Here is a 25,794-nt window from a genome sequence, read left to right on the forward strand (position 1 = left end):
GTCCATTCACACTACTAGCATACCAGAAATGAAGCGCTTACCTATCTAAAAATTACTATCATTCACAATTTTATTGTAAATGATTTCACGCCCTTGTCCAATTTCTCTTTTTTAGGTAGAATGTCAGTAGGATTGACTGAGAAGGAGGTTACACACCTTGGCTACAAAAAAACGTTCAAAACGCGAACGCCGTATGAAAGTCGTGATCTATGTCATGATTCTGTCTATGCTTCTATCTAGTGCATTGGCTGGCGCGAGTTTCTTCTTATAATAAATGAATGAAAAAAGCCGAAGAGATGGAACTTCCATCTCTTCGGCTTTCTTAGTTTCTAGAGTTGTTTCTGTAATTGGTTTTCTTCCCAGAAGCGATATAAATCAGGCATTTCCTTTTTACTATCTACAATCAAAACATCCGCCTCAGCAGGAACCATGTCAAATAGAGCCTCGACATCTTTGTTATTCATCCGGATACAACCAGCCGAGACTGATTTACCTATGGAATCCGGCTGATTGGTTCCATGAATGCCATAAATCCTACCGTCTGTCCCTCTGGCATCAAAACCGATCCACCTGCTCCCAAGTGGGTTCTTTGGATCACCGCCCGGAATATCTTTTTTACGATAGTACGGATCTTTGGCTTTCACTTTAACATTGAACTGCCCCTCCGGCGTCAAGTCCTTCGTCTTCCCTATGGCCGCAGGTGCCTTGAAGAGAACTTTGTCGCTTTGGTAGAGCACAACCTCATGGGTCGCTTTGTTTACAATAATAACGGGCTCAGCCGGTGTGTGAGGAGGAAGTAAAGGGTTTAATAAACTGAAAAGTAAAAGGAAGCTGTACAACTTAATCATCCTCTTTTACTAAGAGTTTCCCCTCACGTTCTCCCCCTATACATCACTCTTTTTGAACGATCGCTTAATGATCAGATAGTCCTCTATTTCATTTAATAAGTGGAAAAGGCTCGCTCTTACTTCGAACTCTTCCCGCGTTTCCGGCAGTCGGTCTTCCCGGAAGTCCTCTTTCATCTCTTTTAACATCCTCAAATAGATGACAGCTGTATTCCCGGGATGAACAGCATCGGCTAAATCATCGAAGAACTCAGCCATGCGAATGCCGTGGATGTCTGAAGACGATATACGGCTTACAAGAGGAAGCATACGCTCCAAGAGTTCAAACTGTTTGGTCCGCATATGAAAATAGTGATAAAAATGATTGTGGGAACGCAACAAATGATTTTCTACGTCTCGATAAGAGAGAGATTTGGCTTTTTCCAGAAGATTAGCGGTCTCCGTTAACTCCTTACCTGTCCAATCATTATCTCCATTCCGTAGAAATTGAGCAATTTCTCTCAAAATAATGGAAAAGTTGCTTTCCACCTGCTTTCGATACTGATTCAACTTCTTCTCCAGACTAGGCATATATAAATTCAGCAGTAAGGCTGTTCCAATCCCCACTGTTATTAACACCACTTCATTCCATATAATACTCCAGCCGATATCCCCTGAACCGTAGAGGTGAAGGATGATGACTGAGCTGGTTACGATTCCAGGTGTGATTTTAAACCACACCGTCGCAGGAATAAAGGCAAATAACATCAGTCCGATCGAAATGGGGTTGTATCCCAATAACTCAAAAAAAGCGAATGAAAATCCCATCGCTAATAAACAAGCGGAAAAGCGATGCCACGCACTTAAAAATGAGCGTTTTCTCGTAATTTGGATACAGAGAATGGTCAAGATCCCTGCTGATGCGAAATTCTCCAGCTGAAGCATCTGAGCAATCCATATGGCAAATGGTGTTCCCAATGCTGTTTTAATTGTCCGATATCCTATTTTCAATGCTGTGTTCACCTCCGTTCTTTCTTTATAACACTGACCTAAGAAAATCAAGCGTTTCATTATGTAAGGACCGTGCGTTACGTAAAAAAGGATCTTTGCTTTAAAAACAAAGATCCTGGGCTTATTGTATTCTTATACTTCTTCGCAATACTCTTCAAAACTGCGTTGAAGTTTTCCGATAACTTCCATCGGCTCAAATCCTTCAATGTCGTGACGCTCAACCATCGTCTGGATTTTACCGTCCTTCAAAAGTGCAAAAGATGGAGAGGAAGGCGGGTATCCTTCAAAATATTCGCGAGCACGATCTGTCGCTTCACGATCCTGCCCAGCAAAAACAGTAACAAGTTGATTTGGGCGCTTATCGTAGTGAATCGCATGAGCAGCCGCAGGACGGGCAATACCGCCTGCACAACCACATACAGAGTTGATCATCACAAGGGTTGTACCTTCTTTATTTAGTGCCTGATCGACTTCTTCAGGTGTCGTCAGTTCCGTATATCCTGCTTGTGTAATTTCTTCACGTGCTTTTGAAACAACGTCGTTCATAAAAATATTAAAATCCATTTAACATGGCCCCTTTATAGAAATGCTATGAACATTTTACCAAGATATCTGACATCTTTCAATTGAATTGTCTAATCGTTGATTTCGAGATGCTTGAAAAAGCATAGGAACGTTTGGGAAGGGATCGCTTTCCAAACGCCCCTTACCATATAGGATTCTCGAAATCGCAAAAGTCTTCTATCCATAAGAGTAGTTCCACAGACATTATACCTTCTATAAAAGTTTCGGAACTAATCACCTATGAGAGAAAAAGCCTTGATGAAGAAGATGATAAAAAGCTGTCCTCCATGATAGGGGACAGCTTCTTTGCATTAGTATACAGATGTGTTGTCTTCTGACATTTTCTCTAAGATCTCTTTCACGCGAGCAAGGAAGTTACCGGCCACTAGACCGTCAAGAACCCTGTGGTCTAAGGATAGACATAGGTTGACCATGTCACGCGCTCCGAACATGCCATTCTGATAAACCGGCTTTTTCACAATGGATTCTACTTGTAAAATAGCAGCCTGAGGATGGTTGATGACACCCATGGACTGTACGGAACCAAAAGAGCCTGTGTTATTGACGGTGAAGGTACCGCCTTCCATATCTTTCGATGTCAGCTTGCCTTGACGTGCTTTGTTGGCAAGATCTGTAATGTCTTTTGCGATTCCTTTAATGCTCTTTTCATCAGCATCTTTGATAACAGGAACGAACAATTGGTCGTCTTTAGCCACGGCGATGTTCAAGTTGATGGCTTTGCGCTGAATGATCTTATCTCCTGCCCACATACTGTTCAACTGCGGATATTCTTTCAATGCTTGAGCGACAGCTTTTACAAAGAATGCGAAATAGGTCAGGCTGAAGCCTTCCTGCTGTTTGAACTGGTTTTTCTTAGCATTACGAAGTTCAACCAAATTCGTGACATCTACTTCAACCATCATCCATGCATGTGGAATCTCTGTCTTAGACTTCACCATGTTCGCTGCAATGGCTTTACGGACACCTGTGACAGGAATCTCGATGTCTCCTTCACCGGCTTGTACATTCGGCGTCTGTGGCGAAGAGCCTGGCGTTGGAGCAGCTTTCTGCTCTGCTTGTGCAGGCTGCTCCGCAGGTGCTTCTGCTTTTTCTTCTCCAACTTTTGGAATATCTCCGCTCGCAATGATTTTCTCAATATCTTTACGTGTAATTCTTCCACCGCGACCGGAACCATCGACTTGATTCAAATCAATATCATGTTCCTGTGCAAGCGTCATGACCGCTGGAGAATACCGCTTTTTATTGCCTTTGTCCTGTTTTTTCTCAGGCTTCGTGGAAGCTGCAGATGGTTTTTCTTCAGCGACCGGCGTTTCCTGTGCAGGCGCTTGTTTATTTTCTTCTGATGAAGGCTCTTCGGCAGACCCTGCTCCCTCTACTTCGATGTAGCACATGAGTTCACCGACTTCAATGGTATCTCCTTCAGATGCGACGAGCTCTTTGATCACGCCGGAAAAAGAAGATGGGACTTCTGCGTTCACTTTATCTGTCATGACTTCTGCAATGGGATCATATTTATTCACCTGATCTCCAGGCTGGACAAGCCATGTACTGATCGTTCCTTCTGTGACACTTTCACCAAGCTGAGGCATATTGATTTTTTCTAAACCCACAGGAAATCTCCTCCTTCAATTAAAATTCCGCGAGATCTCTCATCGCTTTTTCTACTTTATCTGGATTCATCATGAAGTGCTTCTCCATCGTCGGAGCATAAGGCATCGAAGGGATGTCTGGACCTGCGAGTCGCTGAACGGGAGCATCCAGGTCGAACAGGCAATTCTCACTGATAATTGCGGACACCTCTGAGATGATTCCACCTTCTTTATTGTCCTCAGTTACAAGCAGGACTTTACCCGTTTTGGATGCAGCTTCGATGATTCCTTCTTTATCCAGAGGATACACTGTACGCAAATCGAGAATATGTGCATCAATGCCCTCTTCAGCCAACTTCTCTGCTGCTTGCAAGGCAAAATGGACGCATAGGCCGTAGGTAATAACCGTAATGTCCGAACCTTCGCGCTTTACGTCTGCTTTACCGATGGGAAGGGTATAATCCTCATCCGGCACTTCGCCTTTAATGAGACGGTAGGCACGTTTATGTTCAAAGAAAAGGACCGGATCATTGTCACGGATCGACGCTTTTAACAAACCTTTAACATCATAAGGCGTCGATGGCATCACAATTTTCAATCCGGGCTGATTCGCGAAAACCGCTTCAACGGACTGGGAATGGTAAAGGGCTCCGTGGACACCGCCGCCATAAGGGGCGCGGATTGTAATCGGAGCACTCCAGTCGTTATTGGAACGGTATCGGATTTTAGCGGCTTCTGAAATAATCTGGTTGACCGCCGGCATGATAAAGTCAGCGAACTGCATCTCAGCTACTGGACGCATGCCATACATAGCTGCACCGATTCCAACACCAGCGATTGCGGATTCAGCTAGTGGTGTATCAAGAACTCTGTCTTCACCAAATTCATCATAAAGACCGTCAGTCGCGCGGAATACGCCTCCACGTTTTCCAACATCTTCACCAAGGACGAACACTTTTTCATCCCGCTTCATTTCTTCTTTCAAAGCTTGAGTGACGGCTTGAATATAAGATATAACTGCCATTATTGCTCCCCCTCCTTACTCTTCGTACACATATTTCATTGCTGATTCCGCTTCCGCATAAGCCGCATTCTCGGCATAGTCAGTCGCTTCATTGACGATTTCACTGATTTCGTCATTCATTTCCTTTTCCTTCTCATCTGTCAGAACACCTGTGTCACGCAAATACTGAGCGAAAGTGACGATCGAATCCTTTTTCTTCGCTTCATCCACTTCTTCTCGCTCCCGGTACGTACGGTCATCATCATCACTGGAGTGGGGAGTGAGGCGGTAGGATACAGTCTCAATCAGTGTTGGTCCTTCTCCTTTACGCCCACGATCCGCTGCCTCTTTCACCGCTTCATAAACAGCTAACGGATCATTACCGTCCACTGTGAAACCAGGCATGCCATAACCGATAGCACGGTCAGAAACTTTTTCACAGGCCAACTGTTTCGATACTGGAACAGAAATGGCATATTTATTGTTTTCGACCATAAAAATAACGGGAAGTTTGTGTACACCTGCAAAGTTCGCACCTTCGTGGAAATCTCCCTGGTTGGAAGAACCTTCACCGAATGTTACGAGAGAAACAAAGTCTTTCTTCTCCATCTTCCCAGCCAGAGCGATTCCCACTGCATGTGGCACTTGTGTAGTAACGGGTGAAGAACCGGTAACAATTCGGTTTTTCTTTTGACCGAAGTGACCCGGCATTTGGCGTCCGCCCGAGTTTGGATCTTCTGCTTTAGCAAAACCGGAGAGCATTAAGTCCTGAGCGGTCATGCCGAATGACAGAACGACACCCATATCACGGTAGTAAGGCAGAGCATAATCTTTTTCTCGATCAAGAGCATAGGAAGCCCCTACTTGGGCAGCTTCCTGACCTTGACAGGAGATGACGAATGGGATTTTACCTGCGCGGTTTAGCAACCACATTCGTTCATCGATTCTTCTTGCTAACAACATCGTGCGAAACATGTCCAACACTTGATCATCACTTAAGCCTAAAGCTTTATGGCGATTTTCAGCCATGAGGATCCCTCCTTCAGTTTTATCCATGGATTTGGTTGCCGTCGACGGCCATAGCCGCTTCCCCGATCGCTTCCGAGAGCGTTGGGTGTGGGTGAATCGTTTCAGCGATTTCCCATGGGGTCGCATCAAGAACTTGAGCCAGAGCTGCTTCTGAAATCATGTCCGTTACATGTGGCCCGATCATATGCACGCCTAATAGATCATCGCTTTCTTTATCTGCTACGATCTTAACGAAACCATCTGTTTCTCCATGAACGAGTGCTTTCCCGATCGCTTGGAATGGGAACTTGCCTACTTTCACATCAAACCCTTTTTCTTTTGCCGCTTTTTCCGTCAAACCGACACTTGAAACTTCAGGATTGGAGTATATACAGGATGGCACTTGATCCTGGTTCATCGGATGTGGATTTTGGTCAGCCATATGTTCAACAGCGATCATCCCTTCATGAGAAGCTACGTGGGCCAGCTGCATGCCTCCGATAACATCACCGATTGCGTAAATGTGGCTTTCCTTCGTCTGATAAACATCATTCGTTTGAATAATCCCGTTTTCGACTTGAATATCTGTGTTTTCAAGACCGATATTGTCGACGTTCGCTGATCTACCGACAGAAACCAACATGCGTTCCGCTTCGTAAGTAACCGTCTCGCCGTTCACTTCTGCATCAACTTTTACACCACTTTCTTTCTCGATCGTATCAGGAAGAACCTTGGCGCTCGTAACAATATCGACGCCTTTCTTTTTCATCTGCTTCAACATTTCCCTGGAAATATCTTCGTCTTCTGTAGGAAGAATGTGTGGCAAATATTCAAGAACCGTCACTTTCACACCGAAGTCTGCAAGCATAGATGCCCATTCGATTCCAATGACCCCTCCACCGACGATGATGATCGATTCTGGTAGTTCTTCCATATGAAGAGCTTCATCAGAACTCATGACAACTTCACCATCGATTTCAAGTCCCGGCAATGATTTAGGACGGGAACCTGTCGCCACTAACACATTTTTAGGGATCAACATTTCGTTTTCTTCCCCATTGTTCATCTCCACAGAAATCGTTCCAGCTGTCGGTGAAAAAATGGAAGGACCTAAAATCCGGCCAAAACCTTCAAAGACATCGATTTTCCCTTTTTTCATCAATCCTTGAACACCTTTATGTAGTGTGTCTACAATCGATTGTTTCCGTTCTTGGACTTTCGTGAAATTCAAGGTTGGGTTTTCTGTTGAAATACCATACCGATCGGCTTCTTTCGTCTGTTTAAATACTTCAGCACTTCGAAGCAAAGCTTTCGAAGGGATGCACCCTCTGTGTAAGCATGTCCCACCAAGTTCTCTTTTTTCTACAATCGCTGTTTTCAGGCCTAATTTTGAAGCTCGGATGGCGGCCACGTAACCGCCTGTGCCACCTCCGAGAATGACCAAATCGTATTCTTGTGCCACCTTGGACTCTCCTTCCTATTCTTGAAAGTTAGGATATTGTTTTGGAACTTCTTCTTTATTGAGGACACGTAACGTCCCCTCATTCAATGCTTCCAGCTCATTTTCACCAGGATAGACGAGGACATCTGCAATCCAATGGACACGTTTTGAAATTTCTTCTACGAACGCTTTTCCATAAGCAAGACCACCTGTGAGCGCAATCGCATCCACTTTGCCTTCCATCACGGCACTCATACTTCCGATTTCTTTGGCAATTTGGTAAGCCATAGCTTCAAAGACAACTTTTGCTTTTCGGTCACCATTAGCAACCATCTCTTCGACTTCACGGGCATCGTTTGTATCCAAGTAAGCCATAAGGCCCCCTTGCCCTACCAACTTCTTCATCACTTCATCGCGATAATATTGGCCGGAGAAGCATAAGGAAACAAGGTCACCAGCAGGAACGGTACCTGCCCGCTCTGGTGAAAACGGTCCGTCTCCATGTAAACCATTGTTGACGTCAATGACTCGGCCGCCAACGTGGGCACCCACTGTAATTCCACCGCCCATATGAGTGACGATCAAGCGGGCATCCTTATAGGACAGATGGAGATCTGCTGCCGCTCTTCTCGCGACAGCTTTCTGATTCAAGGCATGGAAAATACTTTTTCTTGGTATTTCAGGTACACCAGAAACACGGGCTAATTCATGGAGTTCGTCCACCACGACCGGGTCGACGATATAAGCACCAATGTTCAACCCTTGAGCAATTTCATTGGCAATGATCCCACCAAGATTTGACGCATGTTCTCCATTGTATCCATTTTTCAAATCTTCAAGCATTGCCTCATTAACCTCATATGTCCCACCTTCGATTGGACGCAGCAATCCGCCTCTCCCGCACACGGCACTCAATTTGCTGATGTTGATGCCTTCACGGTCAAGCTCGTCGAGAATGACACGTTTACGGAATTCATATTGATCAATGATTCGCTTGTATGAACTGATTTCCTCCGCCGTATGACGGATGGTTTTTTCAAAAACGACTTCCTGATCATCAAAGACTCCGATCTTCGTAGATGTGGAGCCTGGGTTGATGACCAGAATACGATGTGTTTGCAATTACGAAACCCCCGTTAACCGTTCTGTCTTCTGCTTAAGATGTGTTGACCATTTTGAAGGAACTGACTGCGGGACCTGCGCATACGTTCAATCCGTTCTTCTGCCATACGGTCTGCAGCTACATATGTTGGAATATTATCACGGCGTGAAATTTCAAATACGCGTGATACGTTGTCATAAATCGTTTCTACGCGCTTCATCGCACGATCTTTATTATATCCGTGAAGCTCATCTGCTACGTTGATGACGCCTCCAGCATTGATTACATAGTCCGGCGTATAGACAATGCCTTTTTCATGGAGAATATCGCCATGTTTCGTTTCTTTCAACTGGTTATTCGCCGCACCAGCAACGACTTTCGCTTTTAGTTGAGGAATTGTTTCATCATTAATCGTTGCACCAAGAGCACAAGGAGCGTAAATGTCACAATCCACACTGTAGATATCGTCAGGATCAACCGCTTTTGCACCAAATTCTTCTACGGCACGCTGAACCGCTTCTTTGTTGATATCTGTAACAACAAGATTGGCTCCTTCTTCGTGAAGATGACGACAAAGGGTAAAGGCCACATTCCCGACCCCCTGGACAGCTACCGTCTTCCCTTCTAAGGAATCCGTGCCGAATCCTTCTTTCGCCGCCGCTTTCATACCACGGTACACTCCGTATGCAGTCACTGGTGACGGGTTTCCTGAAGAGCCGAATGCAGGGGAGATTCCTGTCACATAATCCGTTTCCTCATGGATCAGATCCATGTCCTGAACGGTTGTGCCTACATCTTCTGCAGTAATGTAGCGACCATTCAGACCTTGGATATAACGACCGAAAGCACGGAACATCTCTTCATTTTTATCTTTTTTAGGGTCACCGATGATAACCGTTTTTCCTCCACCAAGGTTGAGGCCGGCTGCAGCATTTTTGTATGTCATTCCTTTTGCCAGACGCAGGGCATCTTCCACTGCATCGTCTTCAGAAGCGTATGTCCACATACGTGTGCCTCCGAGAGCAGGTCCAAGCGTTGTATCATGAATGGCGATGATTGCCTTTAGACCTGATTGTTCATCTTGACAGAATAACAATTGCTCGTAATCATATTCTTGCATATAGCTGAAAATTTTCATTGTGAATCCTCCTATTGTTGACTGGCTCGTAAAGCTAAAGCCAGTGAATAAATTTTACTTTGAGCATCATCCGCTCGAGAAGTCAATACGATCGGAGCTTTAGCGCCGCTGATCACGCCCGCCACTTTTCCATTGGCGAAATATATGAATGACTTGTACAAGGCATTGGCCACTTCAATGGATGGCACAACAAGTATGTCCGCCTGCCCCGCTACTTCTGATACAATTCCTTTTTGTTCTGCTGCTTTTGGATCAACCGCATTGTCAAAGGCAAGAGGACCATCCACGATACAGCCCTTCAGTTGCCCGCGCCTGTTCATTTGCGTAAGCATCGCAGCATCTTGAGTGGCTGTCATGGAAGGGTTCACTACTTCTACTGCTGCCAGCGGAGCTACCTTCGGGTTCTTCCAGCCTGCCCGTGTAGCTACTTCCACGGCATTATTGATGATTTGAGCTTTTTCCTCCAGACTTGGCGCAATATTCATCGCTGCGTCTGTGAGGTAAATCAGTTTATCCCTGCCTGGAATTTCAAACAAAGCCACGTGGGACAGTACCGAACCTTTCCTGAGCCCGTATTCTTTATCCAGGACTGCTTTCAATAAAGATTTTGTATCGATATGGCCTTTCATGACAACATGAGCTTCACCGGAGTGGACGGCTTTCACAGCGACTTGTGCACTATCCTTTTCACTTGCATGAATCACTTCAATGCCTTCCTGTGATAAATCCAACCCAACAGCTTTTGACTTGTTTTCAATCTCTGTTTGATCTCCTACAAGAAAGAAATCAGCCAGGTTGGATGCCCGGGCCATTTTAACTGCTTTCAATACTTCATCATCTGCCGCTTGAGCAACAGAGACCGTTTTCAGTGAACGACGGTCAATTTGATCGACTAGTTCATCTAACTTTTTCATGCGTCACCTCTTCCCCTCTTCTATACATGCAATATTCATGCCAACTTCTATAAACACCAGAATAGGTTCACCTGGAGGTTTGCACCTCTGCAAAAGTCTGCACTATGAAAAATTTTGCATGCTGTTTTTGTCTAGTTGATATTTTTCTAATTTATAATATAAATTCCGAATGGAGATACCTAAAGCTTTGGCTGTCTTCGTTTTATTAAAATCATGAGACCGGTAAGCGTCGGCAAGCAAACTCTTTTCATATTCATCTACAGCCTGCTGCAAGGTTTCTCCCAGCCATGGCGCATTTTCAGTAGGTCGGCCTGATTCCGTCGTCGCCTTTTTCAGCCGAGGAAGGTGCTCCACCTTTATCGTATCTTCCATATTCTCCATATAAATCATCGCTCGGCCGATAATGTTTTCTAACTCTCTTACATTTCCCGGCCAATCATATTCTTTCAACATACGAAAAGCCTCCTCATCGACTGAGGTTACATGCCTTCCATAGTCTTCATTCAGCTTTTGAATCAAATGGTCGGTCAAAAGCTGGACATCTTCGATTCTTTCACGAAGGGGAGGAATGTAAATCGGAAGCCGGTTCAGACGATAATAAAGATCTTCACGGAAATTCTTGTTCATAATCGCTTTCTCCAAATTGACATTGGTGGCAGCAATTACGCGGACATCCACATGGACAGGCTTCGTACCTCCGACCCTGATGATTTCATTCTCTTGTAGCACCCGCAGCAATTTTGCCTGCATCGGCAATGTCAGTTCACCGATTTCATCAAGAAAAATACTTCCGTGGTTTGCTTCTTCAAACAGCCCTTTCTTACCGCCTCGTTTCGCTCCTGAAAAAGCACCATCTTCGTATCCAAACAATTCGCTTTCCAGTAAGGATTCAGCTATGGCCGCACAATTGACACGGATAAACTTATTATGGCGCCGCTTGCTCTCGTTATGAATCGCATGGGCGAAAAGTTCTTTCCCGGTTCCCGATTCCCCTCTCAACAAGACGGAAGCAGGCGTGCGCGCACCGACTTTCGCTTGTTCCAGAGCCAAGGTCATTTCCTGGGAATCTCCGATGATATCATCAAACGTGTACTTCGCTTCCAAGCTGCGAATGATTTGTCTCGCTCTTTTAAGTTCACTCGTCAACGCTTGAATTTCCGAAACGTCATGAAGGACCCCGACACTCCCCTTCAACTTTCCATCCACGATAACAGGGGCGACATTAACGAGGACATCTTTTTTCGAAGGTCCTACCTTCATACGCACCCCCCGGACAGGCCTTCTTGTGCGAAGGACTTTCATGTGCATACTTTCTCCTTCAGATATATCGACCGTTGCGGGCTTTCCAACGATTTCTTCTTCAGAGAGTCCGGTAATCCTCGTATATGCAGGATTAATCATTAAACCGCTTCCATTTTCATCGACAACCGAAATCGCCTCATCCGAAGAATGAATGATGGCCTCAAGCATCGTTTTCACTTCTTTAAGATCTGTGATTTCCTCAGCAAGATTGACTACTTCCGTAATATCTTTGAAAACAGCAAAAGCACCGATCACCCTTTGATTTTGCCCGATCATCGGAATTCTTGTGGTCACCACTTTCTTCCCGTTTCCTAAGGCAAGCTTCTGATTCACTTCTTCTTCGCGGGAGGCGAGGACTTGAGGAAGCCTCGAATCCGGAATGATTTCATTTATGGGTTCTCCAATCATAGATGACCGCCCCATACCTACAATGCGCTCCGCACTTCGGTTGATAAATGAAACTTTCCCTTCCTCATCTATAACAATCATCCCATCATGAATACTGTTCAAAATCAGGTGCTGATTTTCCGTCTGCTGTTTCAATTTTTGCACAAGCGATTCCTTTTCTTCCAATAATTCTGCGGTCACATAAGCTACCGAGCCTGGAATGACAACCGTCGAGCGTTTTCTGGTTTCACGGATTTCATTAAACACATGTTCTTCCCCTGTGGCTTCGATCACGATATCAATTTCTCTATGTATCCAATCCTGCCAGCGGCGGTCTGTAGAAATCCCGTAACTCTCAGCAAGCGCTATCCCCGGGGCATTTGGGTCGATGTCCGTAACCGCAATCACTAACATACGGTCCATTTTCTTCAACAATTTCAACAGGGCAGTTCCACCTTTCCCTGCTCCGACAATCAACACACGTTTCATTTCACCACACCCTGCAACTTTTTGCGTAACTTTATCGTACCCTAATCTGCATGTTTTAGCAAGTACGTCTATAGTTCCAACCTGCCCTGCCATTTGATATACTTATTCATGGATTGAATTAAAGGAGTTACGAGTATGCGATTAATTGCTTTACTTTTATTAGTCACCCCCGGTGTGATCGCCGTTTATGGAATAAAATTGATTCGAGATGCTCTTTTCGGAGAATTTCACACCATCTTTTTTCACATTGCCATCCAGGGGCTTGTTGGCATTCTATTTGTAGTTGGAGGATTGGCCTTCATTGGTGGCTTTATCCTCCACAGGGACAGAAAGCGCAACTTGACCAAAGGACGGTTCAAACAAAAGGATTAGGCCATAGGTGAAAACAACAACTATGATGAAGGAGTTTTGCTCTGTGACAGAGTTTGAAATGTTTAGAAAGCAATATCCTTTCGATTTGCTTTCTGAGGAAGAGTTTGAAGAAGTGTTTGGTAAAGCCATGGTCAGAGAATTTTCAAAAAACGAATTCATCATCCATGAAGACCAGGAAGATGATACGATCGATATCCACTTCATGGTCTCCGGGCTTGCTAAAAACATCATGCACCGGTCGAACGGCCGGCAATTATCGGTAAGGTTCTATTACCCCGGAGACCTGGTAGGTGTGATGATCCTCCTCACAAGTGGTGAAATGCGCTTTTCTGTTCAGGCTTTAGAACCAATCAAAACCATTTGTTTTGAACGTGAATCCTTCTTGAAAGTGATGTCAAACAACAATCACTTTTCGAAAGTCGTGATGGATGGCATCAGCCACTTGATGAAAAGCTTATACGATGAAGTAAAATATAAGAGCTCTACGACAGATGAACAGGATGATCGTGAACTTTACAAAAAACGTGCAGACGCTTATATGGAACCGCCTACGTTCATACACCCTGAAGCCTCGATCGAAAAAGCTGCCCGTATGTTGCAACAGCAAAAGATTGAAGCTCTGATTGTAAGCGATGATCAGCAATCTATGCTCGGAATGATTGGATATGGGGAAATACTGAGAGCTTACTTTGAGAACGATCACAAAAATCCAGTCAAAGCATATATGGCTGAAGAGGCCTATGAAATTAATGAGCAGGAATTTATCTATGATGCTTTGAGTTACTTGAAGCACCATCCTACAGAAATCATCCCTGTTCTTCATAAGGACAAGGTCGTCGGAATTTTAAGACAGTCCTCGTTTTTCACAATTAAAAATTCCGTTTACTTCGACCTGACTTATAAAATTTCAAATGCTATTACTATTGAAGAAATCAAACCGTTGTCACCGATTCATAATGAACGCTTCCAAAAATTCGTGGCGAGCTTGATTAAAGATCATATGTTCGCTTATGACATCGCGGAATTGATGACGAACTACAACGATCGTATTCACAAACAAGTCGTGCAAATTGCCGAAGACGAAATGATCCGTGAAGGGTATGGAGCTCCACCGATCAATTACTGTTTCCTGGTCATGGGCAGTGAAGGACGGAAAGAACAGGCCTTTTCCACCGACCAGGATAATGCCATCATCCTTGCCGATTATGACAACAGTAAGCATAAAGCGAAAATCGAAAAATATTTCGAAATCTTCACCAATAAAATCAATGATATGTTGAACGAATGTGGTTTTCCTTACTGTACAGGCGGCATTATGGCCAAGGAACCGAAATGGCGTCAGCAGATGAGCGATTGGCATGGGAGTATCGATCAGTGGATCAACAAAATGGATGCAGAAGAAATCCGGGATTTCACCATTTTCATGGACTTCCGTCCGATTACTGGCGATTATTCCCTTGCTTATGATCTAAAGAAATATGTAACAAAACGTGTTCAGAAATCATTGAATCTGCATCAGTTGCTTATGAAAGATACACTTCGGTTCCGTGTCCCTGTCCAGCCATTCGGAAGAATTTCAGGAATCGGAAAAAAACGAACGCTCAACTTGAAAAAGTCAGCGATTATGCAAATTGTCAATGCGATCCGTATTTACAGTATGAAATATGGAATCGAAGAGATTAATACCGTAAATAGGCTTGAAGCACTAGCTGAACAAGAACGTTTCCACCCCCGGGATGTGGAAAACGCGAAAACAGCCTTACACCGTCTCATGTTGTTTCGGTTGAAAGCCAACCTTCAACAGTTGGATGACGAAGAACCATTAAGCAATGATTTAAAACTTGGACCTATGAAAAAAGAGGAACGTCGATCACTTAGAGAAGCGCTCATTATCGCCAAACGCCTTCAGCAGGTGCTGGAATTGAGCTATAACCGAAATCGGGTGGTCTAATGCTTCCAGTTGACTTACAAATTATTAAGTATTTGCTTTTTGAGAAACCGATGTACTATTTCAAGATTAAACCTTATTTGAAATGGCACACATACCATGAATTAGAAAAGCAGCTGACCATTTTCAATAAGAAGGAAAGTTTTCACCAGAAGCAATTAAAGGACTTGGACTTTACCATCTTTGACCTTGAGACAACCGGATTCTTACCAGAGATCGGACATGAGATCATATCCATAGGTGCAATAAGGCTCCAAGGTCTGCATGCCTGCCGAATGGAGAAGTTCCATCAGGTGATCCGACCCATTCGCCCTGTCAACAAACAGACGCTGCGTTTAACAGGATTATCCCGGGACCGCCTCAATAATGCCAGCCCTTTCATTGAAGGTTTTCAAAATTTCATGGATTTCAGTGAAGGATCTGTTCTTGTAGCCCACCCCGCAAAATTTGATATGCGGTTCTTAAAGGCCATGTTAAAAAGGTGGAAGCTTCCTGATTATGAACCACACGTGATCGACTCTCAGCTTATGGCGCAGTGGCTCCTGCCGAATGTAAGGCACCAGCTTGACCCTTTGCTAAAGTATGTAGGCATTGATAAAAGGGAACGACACCACGCATTGAATGATGCCATTATGACGGCAGAGCTATTTCGATATTTGCTTTCAAAAACGATTGACTATGACGTTCACACATTAGAACAATTGAATGAAGTGTTATCTCAACAGAAAAAAACGAAGCAGTGAGGATCACTGCTTCGTTTTTCTGTCTTTTCACAAACGCTTCCGATTGCGGGATACTCAGTTTCGAGACTTTTTTGATTAGCTGGGGGCTACGGGGAATGGCTCGCTTTCCGCGGGAGCGCGGTAAGCGAGCCATTCCCCGTAGCCCCTTTGCCATATACGTATCTCGAAACAACTTCTGGAATAAGTTGTTTTACTCACAAGGAAAGTGGAGCAATTTGAGCTTCCAGCCTGCTATTCTGGAAGAAAAAGCTTGCTATAGAGCGCTTTATTACTATAGTCCTGGAATTGTGAAAAACACTCACCCTCGGCAAAGGGGTTCGTTTTACACATACATCGAATGGGGTGGTTGGGAAGCTGCGAGACTCCCGTGGGAGAAGGAGATAGGCGAGATCCCGCAGGACGGAGTCCGAGGAAGCTCGGCGCTCCCCCACTGGAAAGCGAGTAGCTTCCCAACCACCCCTGACGCACAACACGGCATACGAACCCTCAAACATGTGGAAATCGAGTCTTACACAATCCTGCCATATACTATAATAATTTCCCTCACCATTAAAAGTTAATAGGGCTATTCGAAGAACGTTCGATACAGAGATTGGACGGCTTTGCCTAAACCTGCGGACTTGACACCGAACATCATTGAAACTTCAGATGACCCCTGGTTAATCATTTCAATATTGACCTCTGCCTCGCGGAAAGCTGCTGCTGCGCGGCTGGCGATACCGATCGTCTGGTTCATTCCTTCCCCTACGATCATAATCATGGCCATTTCCCTTTCGATCAAGACCGTATCCACTTCTAACTCTTCTTTAATCCGCCTCACGACCTTTTCCTCTTTTTCAGGTGGAAGATGATGTTCACGAATGACAACGGACATGTCATCGATTCCAGACGGAGCATGTTCGAAGGATACTTCTTCATCTTCTAAAATTTGAAGTAACCTACGACCGAAGCCGATCTCACGGTTCATTAAGTATTTACTCACATATAAGTTCAAAAATCCGTCATCACTTGCAATACCAACAACGTGACTTTCCCTTTCAGGTAGATCAGCCACAATCATCGTACCAGGTGCCGCAGGATTGTTGGTATTTTTGATGCATACAGGAATCTTTTCTTTAAATGCAGGAATAAGAGCTTCGTCATGAAAGACTGAAAAACCTGCATAGGAAAGCTCACGCATCTCACGATATGTTAAGGAGGTCAACTGTTTGGGTTGATCTACGTACATGGGATTAACGCAATAGACGGAATCGACATCGGTGAAGTTTTCATACAAATCCGCCTTTAATCCTGCCGCAACAATCGACCCGGTAATATCTGATCCTCCACGGGAGAATGTTACTAATTCACCTTCAGGCGTATAGCCAAAAAATCCAGGAATAACAAGGATTTCATTACGATGTCTCAAGCTATACAATTTCTCAAAACTTTCTTCTAAAACCAATGCTCCACCAGGTTGGTCTCGCACGAGAATTCCCGCCTCTTTTGGATTTACATAAGATGCATCAGACCCTGCCTTCTGCAAATAAGCACTTAAAATATGAGCAGAGCCATCTTCTCCACAAGCTTTCAAGGCATCAAGAGCATGCTCAGATCCATCTTTCACCAATTCGATCGCTTCATCGATTTTATCTCTTACTTGTTCCGCAACATGTAAGGAGAGATCGAGCTCTTCTGTCATCGATTGAAAGCGATCGATAATTTTTTTATAAACGGACTCATCCATTTGGTGCATTTGAATGGATGTCCCTAGAGCAATGAGGAGATCCGTCACTTTTTCATCTTCGCTATGACGTTTTCCTGGAGCGGACACGACAACTACGCGTCGGTCTTCATCTAAATCAATAATGTTTTTCACTTTTTTTAATTGTCCGGCATCTGCAAGAGAACTGCCTCCGAATTTTACGACTTTCATTTATACAACACCCCATTAGTGAACGAAAGTAATTAATAATTAAGAATTGTATCACAAAAGAGGTGTACAATTGAACAAATTTTAGAAAAAAAAAAAACGAACAGCGAAATTTGACGGAAACATGGGAATTTTTACATTTATTCTATAAATTTGTTACATCTTTTGGCATTTTCAGATATGATGGATGATAAGAGGAAGGGTGGTTCTATGGTTTTAAAAAGGGATGGATTTGGTGGATCCAGGTATTATCCCGAAAATAGTGAATTATCCATACTATGTACATACGAGGATCAAGGAAACACCTTTGTAATCATTCAATACCTGGACCTCCCTTTCAGTTACCGGTTGATCAACAGAGACGGATTATTTTTATTAGAGGAAGAGCTCTCTAATTTTTTGTACAACCAAATTGATGAAATTGACGAAGGCATATATGAAGATATTAACCTTGCCAAAGAAATTACTGAATTGATGACAACATAAAAATAAAAGCACGAAAGATGTTTTTACATCTCTCGTGCTTTTTCTTTTAACTAGCTTTATGTTCTAAACGCAAGCGGTCCGCCACCATGGCGATGAACTCACTGTTTGTCGGTTTTGCTTTCGTGTTGGAGATCGTGTATCCAAACAGGGAGGAAATGGCATCGATATTTCCTCGATTCCAGGCGACTTCAATCGCATGCCTGATGGCACGCTCCACTCGGGATGCCGTCGTGTTATATTTTGTTGCAATATCAGGATAAAGGACTTTTGTAATCGAGCCTAGAAGTTCAAGATCATGGTAGACCATCGTAATGGCTTCCCTTAAGTACTGATAACCTTTAATGTGTGCAGGTACTCCCACTTCATGGATAATGTGAGTAATACTTGTATCAAGATCAGGTTTTCTCGATTTGGTTGATGTGTAACTGTTCCCTAATGCACGATTGATCGGGTCACCCGCATGTTTAATTTGACGTACTTGCTCACCAAGATGGTCGAGGTCGAATGGTTTCATCATAAAGTAAGCTGCCCCAAGTTCAACCGCTTTCTTCGTGACTTCTTCCTGACCGAACGCCGTCAGCATAATGACTTCCGGATGCTTGTCCATGTCTTTCAATTTGTTCAAGACAGCAAGACCGTCTAAATGCGGCATGATGATATCCAGAATCAACACATCTGGTTTCTTCTCCTCAACCATTTGAAGACAATCTTTTCCATTATAAGACGTACCAACGACATCGATATCTGATGCATCCTCAAAATATTCCTCAAGTAGCTTTACAAGCTCACGGTTATCATCAGCCAAACAGACTCGAATCTTTTCCATTTATTTTTCCTCCTTACAAAATAGTCCTTCTTTTTTCCGTAATACACATATTCGACACCCAGGAATTTAACCCTCTTTTATTATAACAAAAAAATTTCAATATTTGAGATTATCTTGAAAATGCTTTAAAATACTCACGCATTCGCACAAATTCGACATTCACTTGTATCATTTGTCGAAATTTGTCGATTAAATAGTAATGGATTACATAAAAAAAAGAAGAGCCGTAGGAAGGCTCTTCTAACTTGCTTTTTGTTTCTTGATATTATCTTCGTATAATTCTATTCCGGCCTCTTGTAGCATCCATTCAATGTGTACACCATACCCGCTTGTCGGGTCATTGACGAACACATGAGTGACTGCACCAATGATTTTTCCATTTTGAATGATTGGGCTTCCACTCATTCCCTGAACAATACCACCTGTTTTATCAAGTAGTTCAGGGTCTGTGATTTTGACAATCATTCCTTTTGTTACCGCCGATTTTTTCGGCATGTTACTGACGATTTCTACATCAAAGGTCTGCATTTCTTCACCATCTAACACAGTCATGATCTGTGCAGGTCCTTCTTCGACTTCTTCTGCAAATCCGACAGGGACTCCTTTAGGATACGTCTCATTCTTCATATCCCCATCCAATTCCCCAAAAATGCCGAATGGTGTGTTTTTGGTAATCGTTCCTAAACGATCATCTCGTAAAGAAAATTTTGCTTTTTTCTCTCCAGGAATTCCCTGGCTTCCTTTTTCAATAGATGTTACGTGGGAACGAACAATCGTCCCTTCATGAATTTCGATTGGTTTCTTCGTATCCATATCGGAAATCACATGGCCAAGTGCGCCATATTTCTTTGTTTCTGGATCATAAAACGTCATCGTCCCAATACCAGCAGCTGAATCACGGATATAGAGACCAATTTGATATTCCTTCTCCTGGGCGTTAAAAACAGGGGTTAATGAGGTGGAAATTATCTCTTTCCCTCGCTTGATCTTTAGTTCAATGGGTTTCTCCGCTTCGCCGGACTCTTTGACGATGGAGGACAGCTTTTCCATACTATTGAGTTCTTGACCATTGCCTTCAAGGAGAATGTCACCAACGAGGACATCCGCTTCCTCCCCCGGTGATTTCTTCGTCTCCCTTTCACCATTGACTAAATGGTGTCCGACGACTAGAACTCCTTTTGTATGCAATTCGACCCCCACCGACTGGCCGCCAGGAATCAAACGGATGTCACGCATTTGAGTGACATCTGTTTTCTTGAGCGGAACTCCGGCGAACTCATAAAAAACTTGGTGATCATCAGTGGATGAAAAAGCAGTCAACGCTTCTGTATCTTCAAAATCAGAAAAGACTTCTGAATCATTGGATGCACTGATTTTTACATCGGTAGGGATGGACAGATAATCATGAACAGGGGCTATCAAAGGTAAAATGAGCATGAACAGCAGGAGAACGGAACCACATATATATTTAAATGTCTGTTGATCTTTCACGGGTTCACACTCCTTATCACTCCAGTACCAACTAAATGGCTTACTTATAATGTGGTCTTCCACAGGGATTTTTAAACGAGCATAATCACAGTAATTATAGTACCCTTTCCCTTGTGTAGAAACATTCTCCAACGTATATGTAAAGATTGGAATATAGAATGGAATTTTGAGGAGACTATAGGATAAATAAAAAAAGCGTATGGATGTAACATCCATACGCTTATCCTTTGTTCATTCAACGTTTCTTATGTTTATCAGCCATGAGAAGCAGTTCACGCGCATGTTCAACCGTTGTTTCTGTTAGTTCTGCGCCTGTAATCATTCTGGATATTTCATCTGCTTTCTCATCATATGTCAATTCTTTTGCTGCTGTATGAGTTCGATCATTATCCACTCTTTTTTCAATTCTCACGTGAGTATCGGCCATAGCAGCTACTTGTGGGAGGTGTGAGATACACAAGACTTGTGACCCTTCCGATATTCCGTAGATTTTTTCAGCAATCGCTTGAGCTACTCGACCGCTGACGCCCGTATCTACCTCGTCGAAAATCACACTCGTAACGCCTTGGTGTCGTGAAAAGATGCGCTTCAAAGCGAGCATAATCCGCGACATTTCTCCTCCCGATGCAACTTTATGTAATTCTTTTAGTGGTTCTCCTGGATTTGTGGTAATTAGGAATTTAACGATGTCTATACCATTTGGGAGCAATTGTACGGGGTGCCCGTCAAGTTCAGGATCGGATTCCCGTCCTTCTTTCAAGTTGATATCGACAGCAAAAGACGCTTTTTCTAAATACAAATCCCTTAATTCTTCATGGATGTATTCTGATAAAGTCGCTGCTGAACTCGTCCTAATGTCATGAAGGGCTTTCGCCTCCAGCACAGCATCCTGACCCAGCTCATGAATTTCACTTTCCATCTTATTCAAGTGAGAATCCTTATTTTTAATCTCATCAATCTCTTCCTCAATCCTCGAAGCGTATTGAAGCATGTCATCGACCGTTGCCCCATACTTCTTCTTCAAACGGTTCAACTCGTTTAACCGTGATTCGATTTGATTTAAACGCTCAGGATCAAACTCAAGCGCTGCCATCTGATTGCTTAATTGGAAGGTCAACTCTTCGATGATATAGTAAGAGTTCGACATTTCTTCTGAAAGTTTGGCCAGTTCCTCGTCCACGTCTGCCGTACTCTCTAGAGAGGTCATAGCATGACTCAGCCAGTCCAGGCCTTTTTGTTCGCCATATAAGGAATAATAAGCATCATGGATTCCTTGATAAATCTTTTCGTAATTCATCAGCTTTTTACGCTCTTCTGAGAGTTCATCGTCTTCTAGTGGCTGCATTTCAGCTTCTTGGAGTTCTCGCAGCTGAAACTCAAGCAAATCCAATCGCTGCGCCATTTCTTGTTCATTTTCGCTCAGTTCCTTGTAGCGTTTCTTCAAGACACGGTATTTGTCATATACCCGATGGTATTCTTCCAATGAAGATTTCATATCGTCATCTGAAAAAATATCGAGGAGTTCGATATGACGGTCTGGATCCATCAGCGATTGTGTTTCATGCTGACTATGGATATCGATTAAGGAATGACCGAATTCTTTCATAATTCCAAGTGTGACCAACTTCCCGTTCACTCGGCAAATACTCTTTCCTTGATGGGTAATAGTCCGTTGTAGAACCACCATTCCATCTTCCTCAATATCGACGCCAAACTCGTTTCCAACTTTATGAATAGGATGATCGTTTCCTACGGTGAACAATCCTTCAATTTCGGCTTTTTTTGTTCCATGGCGCACGAACTCGACAGACCCTCGTCCACCAGATAGCAGTTGAATGGCATCGATAATGATCGATTTACCCGCACCTGTTTCTCCTGTGAGTACGGTGAGACCTTCTTTGAACGTAATTGAAATTCGATCAATGATTGCAAAATCACGAATAGACAATTCTGTTAGCATGAAACTTTCACCTCAGTTATAACATATTGAGCAGCTGCTCACTTATTGTTTCTGTTTGTTCTGCACTGCGGCAAATGATCAAACATGTATCATCCCCACAAATCGTACCCATGATTTCATCCCATTCCAAATTGTCGACGAGTGCCCCTACCGCATTCGCGTTTCCTGGCAGAGTTTTTAAAATGATGAAATGACCTGCCCGATCGATGCTGACAAACGCATCCATCATCAAACGTTTTAATTTTTCAAAAGGATTAAAACGCTGATCTGCCGGGAGGCTGTACTTATAACGCCCATCCATCATAGGTACTTTGACAAGGTGCAATTCTTTAATATCCCTTGAAACTGTAGCTTGAGTAACATTATAGCCCATACCCTTTAATCGATCGACTAACTCATCCTGGGTTTCAATGTCGTCATTCGTAATCAATTCCCTGATTTTGATATGACGTTGTCCTTTGTTCATGACCATCCTCCGTTTCCAGTCCTTCCATAAGAAAAGGGCTTTTCATAAGCCCTTTTACGTTCATTATGCGTTTTTACGGTGCGCTTCATGCGCTTCTTCAACGACCGCCTCAATATTGATTTCTTCTGAAATCCCGCCTTGTCCATCTCCATTCAAACGTAAATGGACAAGAAATTCGATATTCCCGTCTCCGCCTGTGATTGGCGAAAAAGTGAGTCCATGTACAGAATAGCCATGTTGAGTTGCAAAATCAAGAATATTTTCAATTACCTGTCTATGTATGGACGGGTCTTTGATAATTCCTTTTTTTCCTACCTGCTCACGTCCAGCTTCAAATTGAGGTTTGATCAAGGCAACGACATCGCCTTCTTTATCCAACAGCGTCGCTAGTACTGGAAGAATGATTCTTAACGAAATAAAGGAAACATCAATCGAAGCAAATTGTGGCTGGCCTTCCTTCAAATCTTCTTTTGTCACGTACCTGAAATTTGTTCTCTCCATGACAATGACTTGTTCATGGTTACGAAGGCCCCAATCCAACTGGTTATAACCGACATCGATCGCATAACTAAGCTTCACTCCATTTTGCAAACCGCAATCTGTGAAACCTCCGGTAGACGAGCCGATATCGATCATCACTTTATCCTTTACTGAAAGGTCAAAAAACTTTAAGGCCTTTTCAAGTTTCAACCCGCCCCTGCTTACATAAGGAATGGCTTTACCTTTGACTGTAAGCTCTGTGTCTTCTGCGATTTTTTGACCAGGTTTATCCAGGCGGACTTGATTATGAAAAACAAGCCCTGCCATAATGGTTCGCTTCGCCTTTTCGCGAGTTTCCACATACCCTTTTTCTACTAAAAATACATCTAATCTTACTTTTCTTCCCATATACTTAAGCCCTTTGCTGTTTATTCGGTATCATTTGTTTCAAATTTTGTACGATGTGATCGGTCGTTAACCCGATTTCTTCCCAAAGCTTTTGGACACTGCCATGTTCAATGAAACGATCTGGTACACCCATACGTTTGACCCATTGAGAGGAGTATTCATTTTCCTCTGCAAACTCTAAAACGCTTGAACCGAATCCACCTTGAAGGACACCTTCTTCTACAGTGAGGATCGGCATACCCGCTTTCATGATGTCATGAAGCATCGCATCGTCCAATGGTTTGATGAATCGCGCATTCACGACTTTCACTGAACGGCCATCGTTTTTCATTTTTTCACTAGCTTCAAGAGCCATGTCAATAGTCGTACCAAAGGTCAGGATAACGGCATCCGTTCCTTCTTTTAAGACTTCCCAGCTTCCGATTGGAATAATCTCGGGCTGTTCATCTGTTTGTACACCTTTCGCATTCCCTCTTGGATAACGAATGGCAAAAGGACCATCCTCATAGTGGGTAGCAGTATGAACAAGATGCTGCGCCTCATTTTCGTCTTTAGGCATAGAAATCACAAAATTCGGAACAGACCGTAGGAAAGCAATATCGAAAACACCCTGATGGGTCTCTCCATCCGCCCCTACTAATCCAGCTCGGTCGATGCCAAAAATAACGTTTAATTTCTGCCTGGCCACATCGTGGACGACCTGGTCATATCCCCTCTGTAAAAAGGTAGAATAGATAGCCAAAAACGGTTTCATTCCCTGTGTAGCTAAACCGGCTGACATTGTCGTTGCATGCTGTTCAGCTATTCCTACATCAAAAAGACGATCAGGGAACTCTTCACCGAATTTCTCTAATTTAGACCCGAGAATCATCGCTGGTGTTACGGCAACGATACGATCATCCTGCTTTGCTTCCTTACGCAATGCCTCACTGATAACAGAACTCCAAGCAGGAGGAGCACCCACGGGTTTAATTTTTTCACCTGACTCCATTTTGTATGGACCTACACCGTGCCATTTGTCCTTTACGTCGGTCTCTGCAGGATGATAGCCTTTTCCTTTTTGTGTCATTACATGGACGATGACAGGGCCGTCCGTCTTTTTGGCGTAATTCAAATTCTCGATAAGATCATTGAAGTCATGCCCATCTACTGGACCATAATACGTAAACCCAAGTTCTTCGAAGAACATCCCTGGTACTACAAAGTACTTCATGCTGTCCTTCAGCCGTTCTGCCGCCTGTGCAATTCTTCCTCCGACAGCAGGGATTTTCTTCAATACCCACTCAAGATCGTCTTTTACTCGGTGGTATTTCCCTGCGCTTCTCATCCTTCCCAGCGCCCCGTGAAGAGCCCCGACATTTTTAGCGATCGACATTTCATTGTCATTCAGGATAACGGTTACATTCTTCTTCTCGTGTCCGATGTGGTTCAAGGCCTCTAAAGCCATTCCACCTGTAAGTGCTCCATCACCGATGATCGGTAAAATCGAATGCTTTTCTTCTTTCAAGTCCCTCGCAATGGCCATTCCCATCGCTGCGGATAAAGAAGTGGAGCTGTGTCCTGTCTCCCATACATCATGTTCACTTTCGTCACGTTTCGGAAAGCCGCACAGCCCTTTATATTGGCGGAGCGTATCGAATTGACCTCCACGACCGGTCAAGATTTTATGGATATAAGATTGGTGGCCTACATCCCATAGAAAACGGTCTTCCGGGCTTTTATATACTTTATGAAGAGCGAGGGTAAGCTCAACGACCCCAAGGTTCGCTCCCAGGTGGCCTCCTGTCGTAGCCAGGTTTTCAATGAGGAACTGCCTCGTTTCATCTGCCAATTGCTCTAGTTGGTTGGTATTCATATCCTTCAGAATTGAAGGGTCTTTAATTTTACACAGATCCATTGAAGGACCCCC

23 protein-coding genes are annotated in these 25,794 nt (G+C 43.7%); 5 read left to right on the plus strand and 18 right to left on the minus strand.

What is annotated here, in order from left to right; all coding sequences use genetic code 11:
* Positions 1-157: 157 nt before the first annotated feature.
* A complete protein-coding gene (gene prli42 / locus DYE48_RS21090; protein ID WP_226590761.1) occupies positions 158-271 on the plus strand; it encodes a stressosome-associated protein Prli42 in 114 nt (37 codons plus the stop codon).
* A 58-nt stretch (positions 272-329) separates the two neighbouring features.
* On the opposite strand, the gene DYE48_RS03250 is transcribed toward prli42, so the two are convergent.
* From DYE48_RS03250 to DYE48_RS03300, 11 genes are all read right to left on the minus strand, one after another.
* Complete coding sequence (locus tag DYE48_RS03250) at positions 330-848, minus strand: L,D-transpeptidase (RefSeq protein ID WP_089651793.1); 519 nt, start codon at positions 846-848, stop codon at positions 330-332.
* Positions 849-884: 36 nt separating this feature from the next.
* Positions 885-1,835 (minus strand): aromatic acid exporter family protein, encoded by a 951-nt coding sequence (locus DYE48_RS03255; protein ID WP_115822407.1) that lies wholly within the window; start codon positions 1,833-1,835, stop codon positions 885-887.
* 132 nt (positions 1,836-1,967) lie between these two features.
* A complete protein-coding gene (locus tag DYE48_RS03260) occupies positions 1,968-2,399 on the minus strand; it encodes a BrxA/BrxB family bacilliredoxin (protein WP_115822408.1) in 432 nt (143 codons plus the stop codon).
* 311 nt (positions 2,400-2,710) lie between these two features.
* A complete protein-coding gene (locus DYE48_RS03265) occupies positions 2,711-4,030 on the minus strand; it encodes a dihydrolipoamide acetyltransferase family protein (RefSeq protein ID WP_115822409.1) in 1,320 nt (439 codons plus the stop codon).
* 19 nt (positions 4,031-4,049) lie between these two features.
* Entirely contained in the window at positions 4,050-5,033 is a 984-nt protein-coding gene (locus DYE48_RS03270) for an alpha-ketoacid dehydrogenase subunit beta (protein ID WP_089651789.1), read from the minus strand.
* A gap of 15 nt (positions 5,034-5,048) precedes the next feature.
* Positions 5,049-6,041, minus strand: coding sequence for a thiamine pyrophosphate-dependent dehydrogenase E1 component subunit alpha (locus DYE48_RS03275; protein ID WP_115822410.1), 993 nt, complete (start codon positions 6,039-6,041; stop codon positions 5,049-5,051).
* 19 nt (positions 6,042-6,060) lie between these two features.
* Entirely contained in the window at positions 6,061-7,482 is a 1,422-nt protein-coding gene (gene lpdA, locus DYE48_RS03280; protein ID WP_115822411.1) for a dihydrolipoyl dehydrogenase, read from the minus strand.
* Positions 7,483-7,497: 15 nt separating this feature from the next.
* Positions 7,498-8,583, minus strand: a complete 1,086-nt coding sequence (gene buk / locus DYE48_RS03285) for a butyrate kinase (RefSeq protein WP_115822412.1) — start codon at positions 8,581-8,583, stop codon at positions 7,498-7,500.
* 14 nt (positions 8,584-8,597) lie between these two features.
* Entirely contained in the window at positions 8,598-9,701 is a 1,104-nt protein-coding gene (gene bcd, locus DYE48_RS03290; RefSeq protein WP_115822413.1) for a branched-chain amino acid dehydrogenase, read from the minus strand.
* An 11-nt stretch (positions 9,702-9,712) separates the two neighbouring features.
* Positions 9,713-10,615: a phosphate butyryltransferase gene (gene yqiS / locus DYE48_RS03295; protein WP_115822414.1), complete on the minus strand. Its 903-nt coding sequence runs from the start codon at positions 10,613-10,615 to the stop codon at positions 9,713-9,715.
* Positions 10,616-10,717: 102 nt separating this feature from the next.
* Positions 10,718-12,793, minus strand: coding sequence for a sigma 54-interacting transcriptional regulator (locus tag DYE48_RS03300; RefSeq protein WP_089651783.1), 2,076 nt, complete (start codon positions 12,791-12,793; stop codon positions 10,718-10,720).
* 135 nt (positions 12,794-12,928) lie between these two features.
* Here DYE48_RS03300 and DYE48_RS03305 point away from each other — a divergent pair, with 135 nt between their 5' ends.
* From DYE48_RS03305 to DYE48_RS03315, 3 genes are read left to right on the plus strand one after another with little or no spacing between them, the layout of a single operon-like run.
* Positions 12,929-13,165: a DUF2627 domain-containing protein gene (locus DYE48_RS03305; RefSeq protein WP_089651782.1), complete on the plus strand. Its 237-nt coding sequence runs from the start codon at positions 12,929-12,931 to the stop codon at positions 13,163-13,165.
* A 43-nt stretch (positions 13,166-13,208) separates the two neighbouring features.
* A complete protein-coding gene (locus DYE48_RS03310) occupies positions 13,209-15,116 on the plus strand; it encodes a DUF294 nucleotidyltransferase-like domain-containing protein (protein WP_115822415.1) in 1,908 nt (635 codons plus the stop codon).
* Positions 15,116-15,856, plus strand: coding sequence for a 3'-5' exonuclease (locus tag DYE48_RS03315; RefSeq protein WP_089651781.1), 741 nt, complete (start codon positions 15,116-15,118; stop codon positions 15,854-15,856). The genes DYE48_RS03310 and DYE48_RS03315 overlap by 1 nt, the downstream gene beginning before the upstream one ends.
* Positions 15,857-16,421: 565 nt before the next feature.
* Here DYE48_RS03315 and DYE48_RS03325 read toward each other — a convergent pair.
* Positions 16,422-17,771 (minus strand): aspartate kinase, encoded by a 1,350-nt coding sequence (locus tag DYE48_RS03325; protein ID WP_115822417.1) that lies wholly within the window; start codon positions 17,769-17,771, stop codon positions 16,422-16,424.
* Between the two features lie 207 nt (positions 17,772-17,978).
* Here DYE48_RS03325 and DYE48_RS03330 point away from each other — a divergent pair, with 207 nt between their 5' ends.
* The gene (locus tag DYE48_RS03330; protein WP_115822418.1) at positions 17,979-18,254 is read left to right on the plus strand and encodes a hypothetical protein; all 276 of its coding nucleotides are present in this window, start codon (positions 17,979-17,981) and stop codon (positions 18,252-18,254) included.
* A gap of 46 nt (positions 18,255-18,300) precedes the next feature.
* Here the strand turns inward: DYE48_RS03330 and spo0A are convergent, their stop codons facing one another.
* The 6 genes from spo0A to dxs all read right to left on the minus strand — a co-directional run bounded on the left by spo0A (position 18,301) and on the right by dxs (position 25,782).
* Positions 18,301-19,080 (minus strand): sporulation transcription factor Spo0A, encoded by a 780-nt coding sequence (gene spo0A / locus DYE48_RS03335; RefSeq protein ID WP_089651778.1) that lies wholly within the window; start codon positions 19,078-19,080, stop codon positions 18,301-18,303.
* A gap of 240 nt (positions 19,081-19,320) precedes the next feature.
* Entirely contained in the window at positions 19,321-20,571 is a 1,251-nt protein-coding gene (gene spoIVB / locus DYE48_RS03340; RefSeq protein ID WP_115822631.1) for a SpoIVB peptidase, read from the minus strand.
* 235 nt (positions 20,572-20,806) lie between these two features.
* A complete protein-coding gene (gene recN / locus DYE48_RS03345) occupies positions 20,807-22,531 on the minus strand; it encodes a DNA repair protein RecN (RefSeq protein ID WP_115822419.1) in 1,725 nt (574 codons plus the stop codon).
* A 16-nt stretch (positions 22,532-22,547) separates the two neighbouring features.
* Positions 22,548-22,997 carry a transcriptional regulator AhrC/ArgR gene (gene ahrC, locus DYE48_RS03350; RefSeq protein ID WP_089651776.1) on the minus strand — a complete coding sequence of 150 codons (450 nt, stop codon included), beginning with the start codon at positions 22,995-22,997 and terminating at the stop codon, positions 22,548-22,550.
* A 63-nt stretch (positions 22,998-23,060) separates the two neighbouring features.
* Positions 23,061-23,885, minus strand: coding sequence for a TlyA family RNA methyltransferase (locus tag DYE48_RS03355; RefSeq protein WP_115822420.1), 825 nt, complete (start codon positions 23,883-23,885; stop codon positions 23,061-23,063).
* A 4-nt stretch (positions 23,886-23,889) separates the two neighbouring features.
* Positions 23,890-25,782, minus strand: coding sequence for a 1-deoxy-D-xylulose-5-phosphate synthase (gene dxs / locus DYE48_RS03360; RefSeq protein WP_115822421.1), 1,893 nt, complete (start codon positions 25,780-25,782; stop codon positions 23,890-23,892).
* Between the last annotated feature and the right edge of the window lie 12 nt (positions 25,783-25,794).

The sequence above is a fragment of the Halobacillus trueperi genome (assembly GCF_003386945.1).
Taxonomy (GTDB): domain Bacteria; phylum Bacillota; class Bacilli; order Bacillales; family Halobacillaceae; genus Halobacillus; species Halobacillus aidingensis.

Excerpts from the sequence above, each read along its gene's own strand:
- DYE48_RS03250 (WP_089651793.1), bottom strand. The coding sequence starts at position 848 with ATGATTAAGTTGTACAGCTTCCTTTTACTTTTCAGTTTATTAAACCCT.
- DYE48_RS03260 (WP_115822408.1), bottom strand. The coding sequence starts at position 2,399 with ATGGATTTTAATATTTTTATGAACGACGTTGTTTCAAAAGCACGTGAA.
- DYE48_RS03270 (WP_089651789.1), bottom strand. The coding sequence starts at position 5,033 with ATGGCAGTTATATCTTATATTCAAGCCGTCACTCAAGCTTTGAAAGAA.
- DYE48_RS03275 (WP_115822410.1), bottom strand. The coding sequence starts at position 6,041 with ATGGCTGAAAATCGCCATAAAGCTTTAGGCTTAAGTGATGATCAAGTG.
- bcd (WP_115822413.1), bottom strand. The coding sequence starts at position 9,701 with ATGAAAATTTTCAGCTATATGCAAGAATATGATTACGAGCAATTGTTA.
- yqiS (WP_115822414.1), bottom strand. The coding sequence starts at position 10,615 with ATGAAAAAGTTAGATGAACTAGTCGATCAAATTGACCGTCGTTCACTG.
- DYE48_RS03300 (WP_089651783.1), bottom strand. The coding sequence starts at position 12,793 with ATGAAACGTGTGTTGATTGTCGGAGCAGGGAAAGGTGGAACTGCCCTG.
- DYE48_RS03305 (WP_089651782.1), top strand. The coding sequence starts at position 12,929 with ATGCGATTAATTGCTTTACTTTTATTAGTCACCCCCGGTGTGATCGCC.
- DYE48_RS03315 (WP_089651781.1), top strand. The coding sequence starts at position 15,116 with ATGCTTCCAGTTGACTTACAAATTATTAAGTATTTGCTTTTTGAGAAA.
- DYE48_RS03325 (WP_115822417.1), bottom strand. The coding sequence starts at position 17,771 with ATGAAAGTCGTAAAATTCGGAGGCAGTTCTCTTGCAGATGCCGGACAA.
- DYE48_RS03330 (WP_115822418.1), top strand. The coding sequence starts at position 17,979 with ATGGTTTTAAAAAGGGATGGATTTGGTGGATCCAGGTATTATCCCGAA.
- spo0A (WP_089651778.1), bottom strand. The coding sequence starts at position 19,080 with ATGGAAAAGATTCGAGTCTGTTTGGCTGATGATAACCGTGAGCTTGTA.
- recN (WP_115822419.1), bottom strand. The coding sequence starts at position 22,531 with ATGCTAACAGAATTGTCTATTCGTGATTTTGCAATCATTGATCGAATT.
- ahrC (WP_089651776.1), bottom strand. The coding sequence starts at position 22,997 with ATGAACAAAGGACAACGTCATATCAAAATCAGGGAATTGATTACGAAT.
- DYE48_RS03355 (WP_115822420.1), bottom strand. The coding sequence starts at position 23,885 with ATGGGAAGAAAAGTAAGATTAGATGTATTTTTAGTAGAAAAAGGGTAT.
- dxs (WP_115822421.1), bottom strand. The coding sequence starts at position 25,782 with ATGGATCTGTGTAAAATTAAAGACCCTTCAATTCTGAAGGATATGAAT.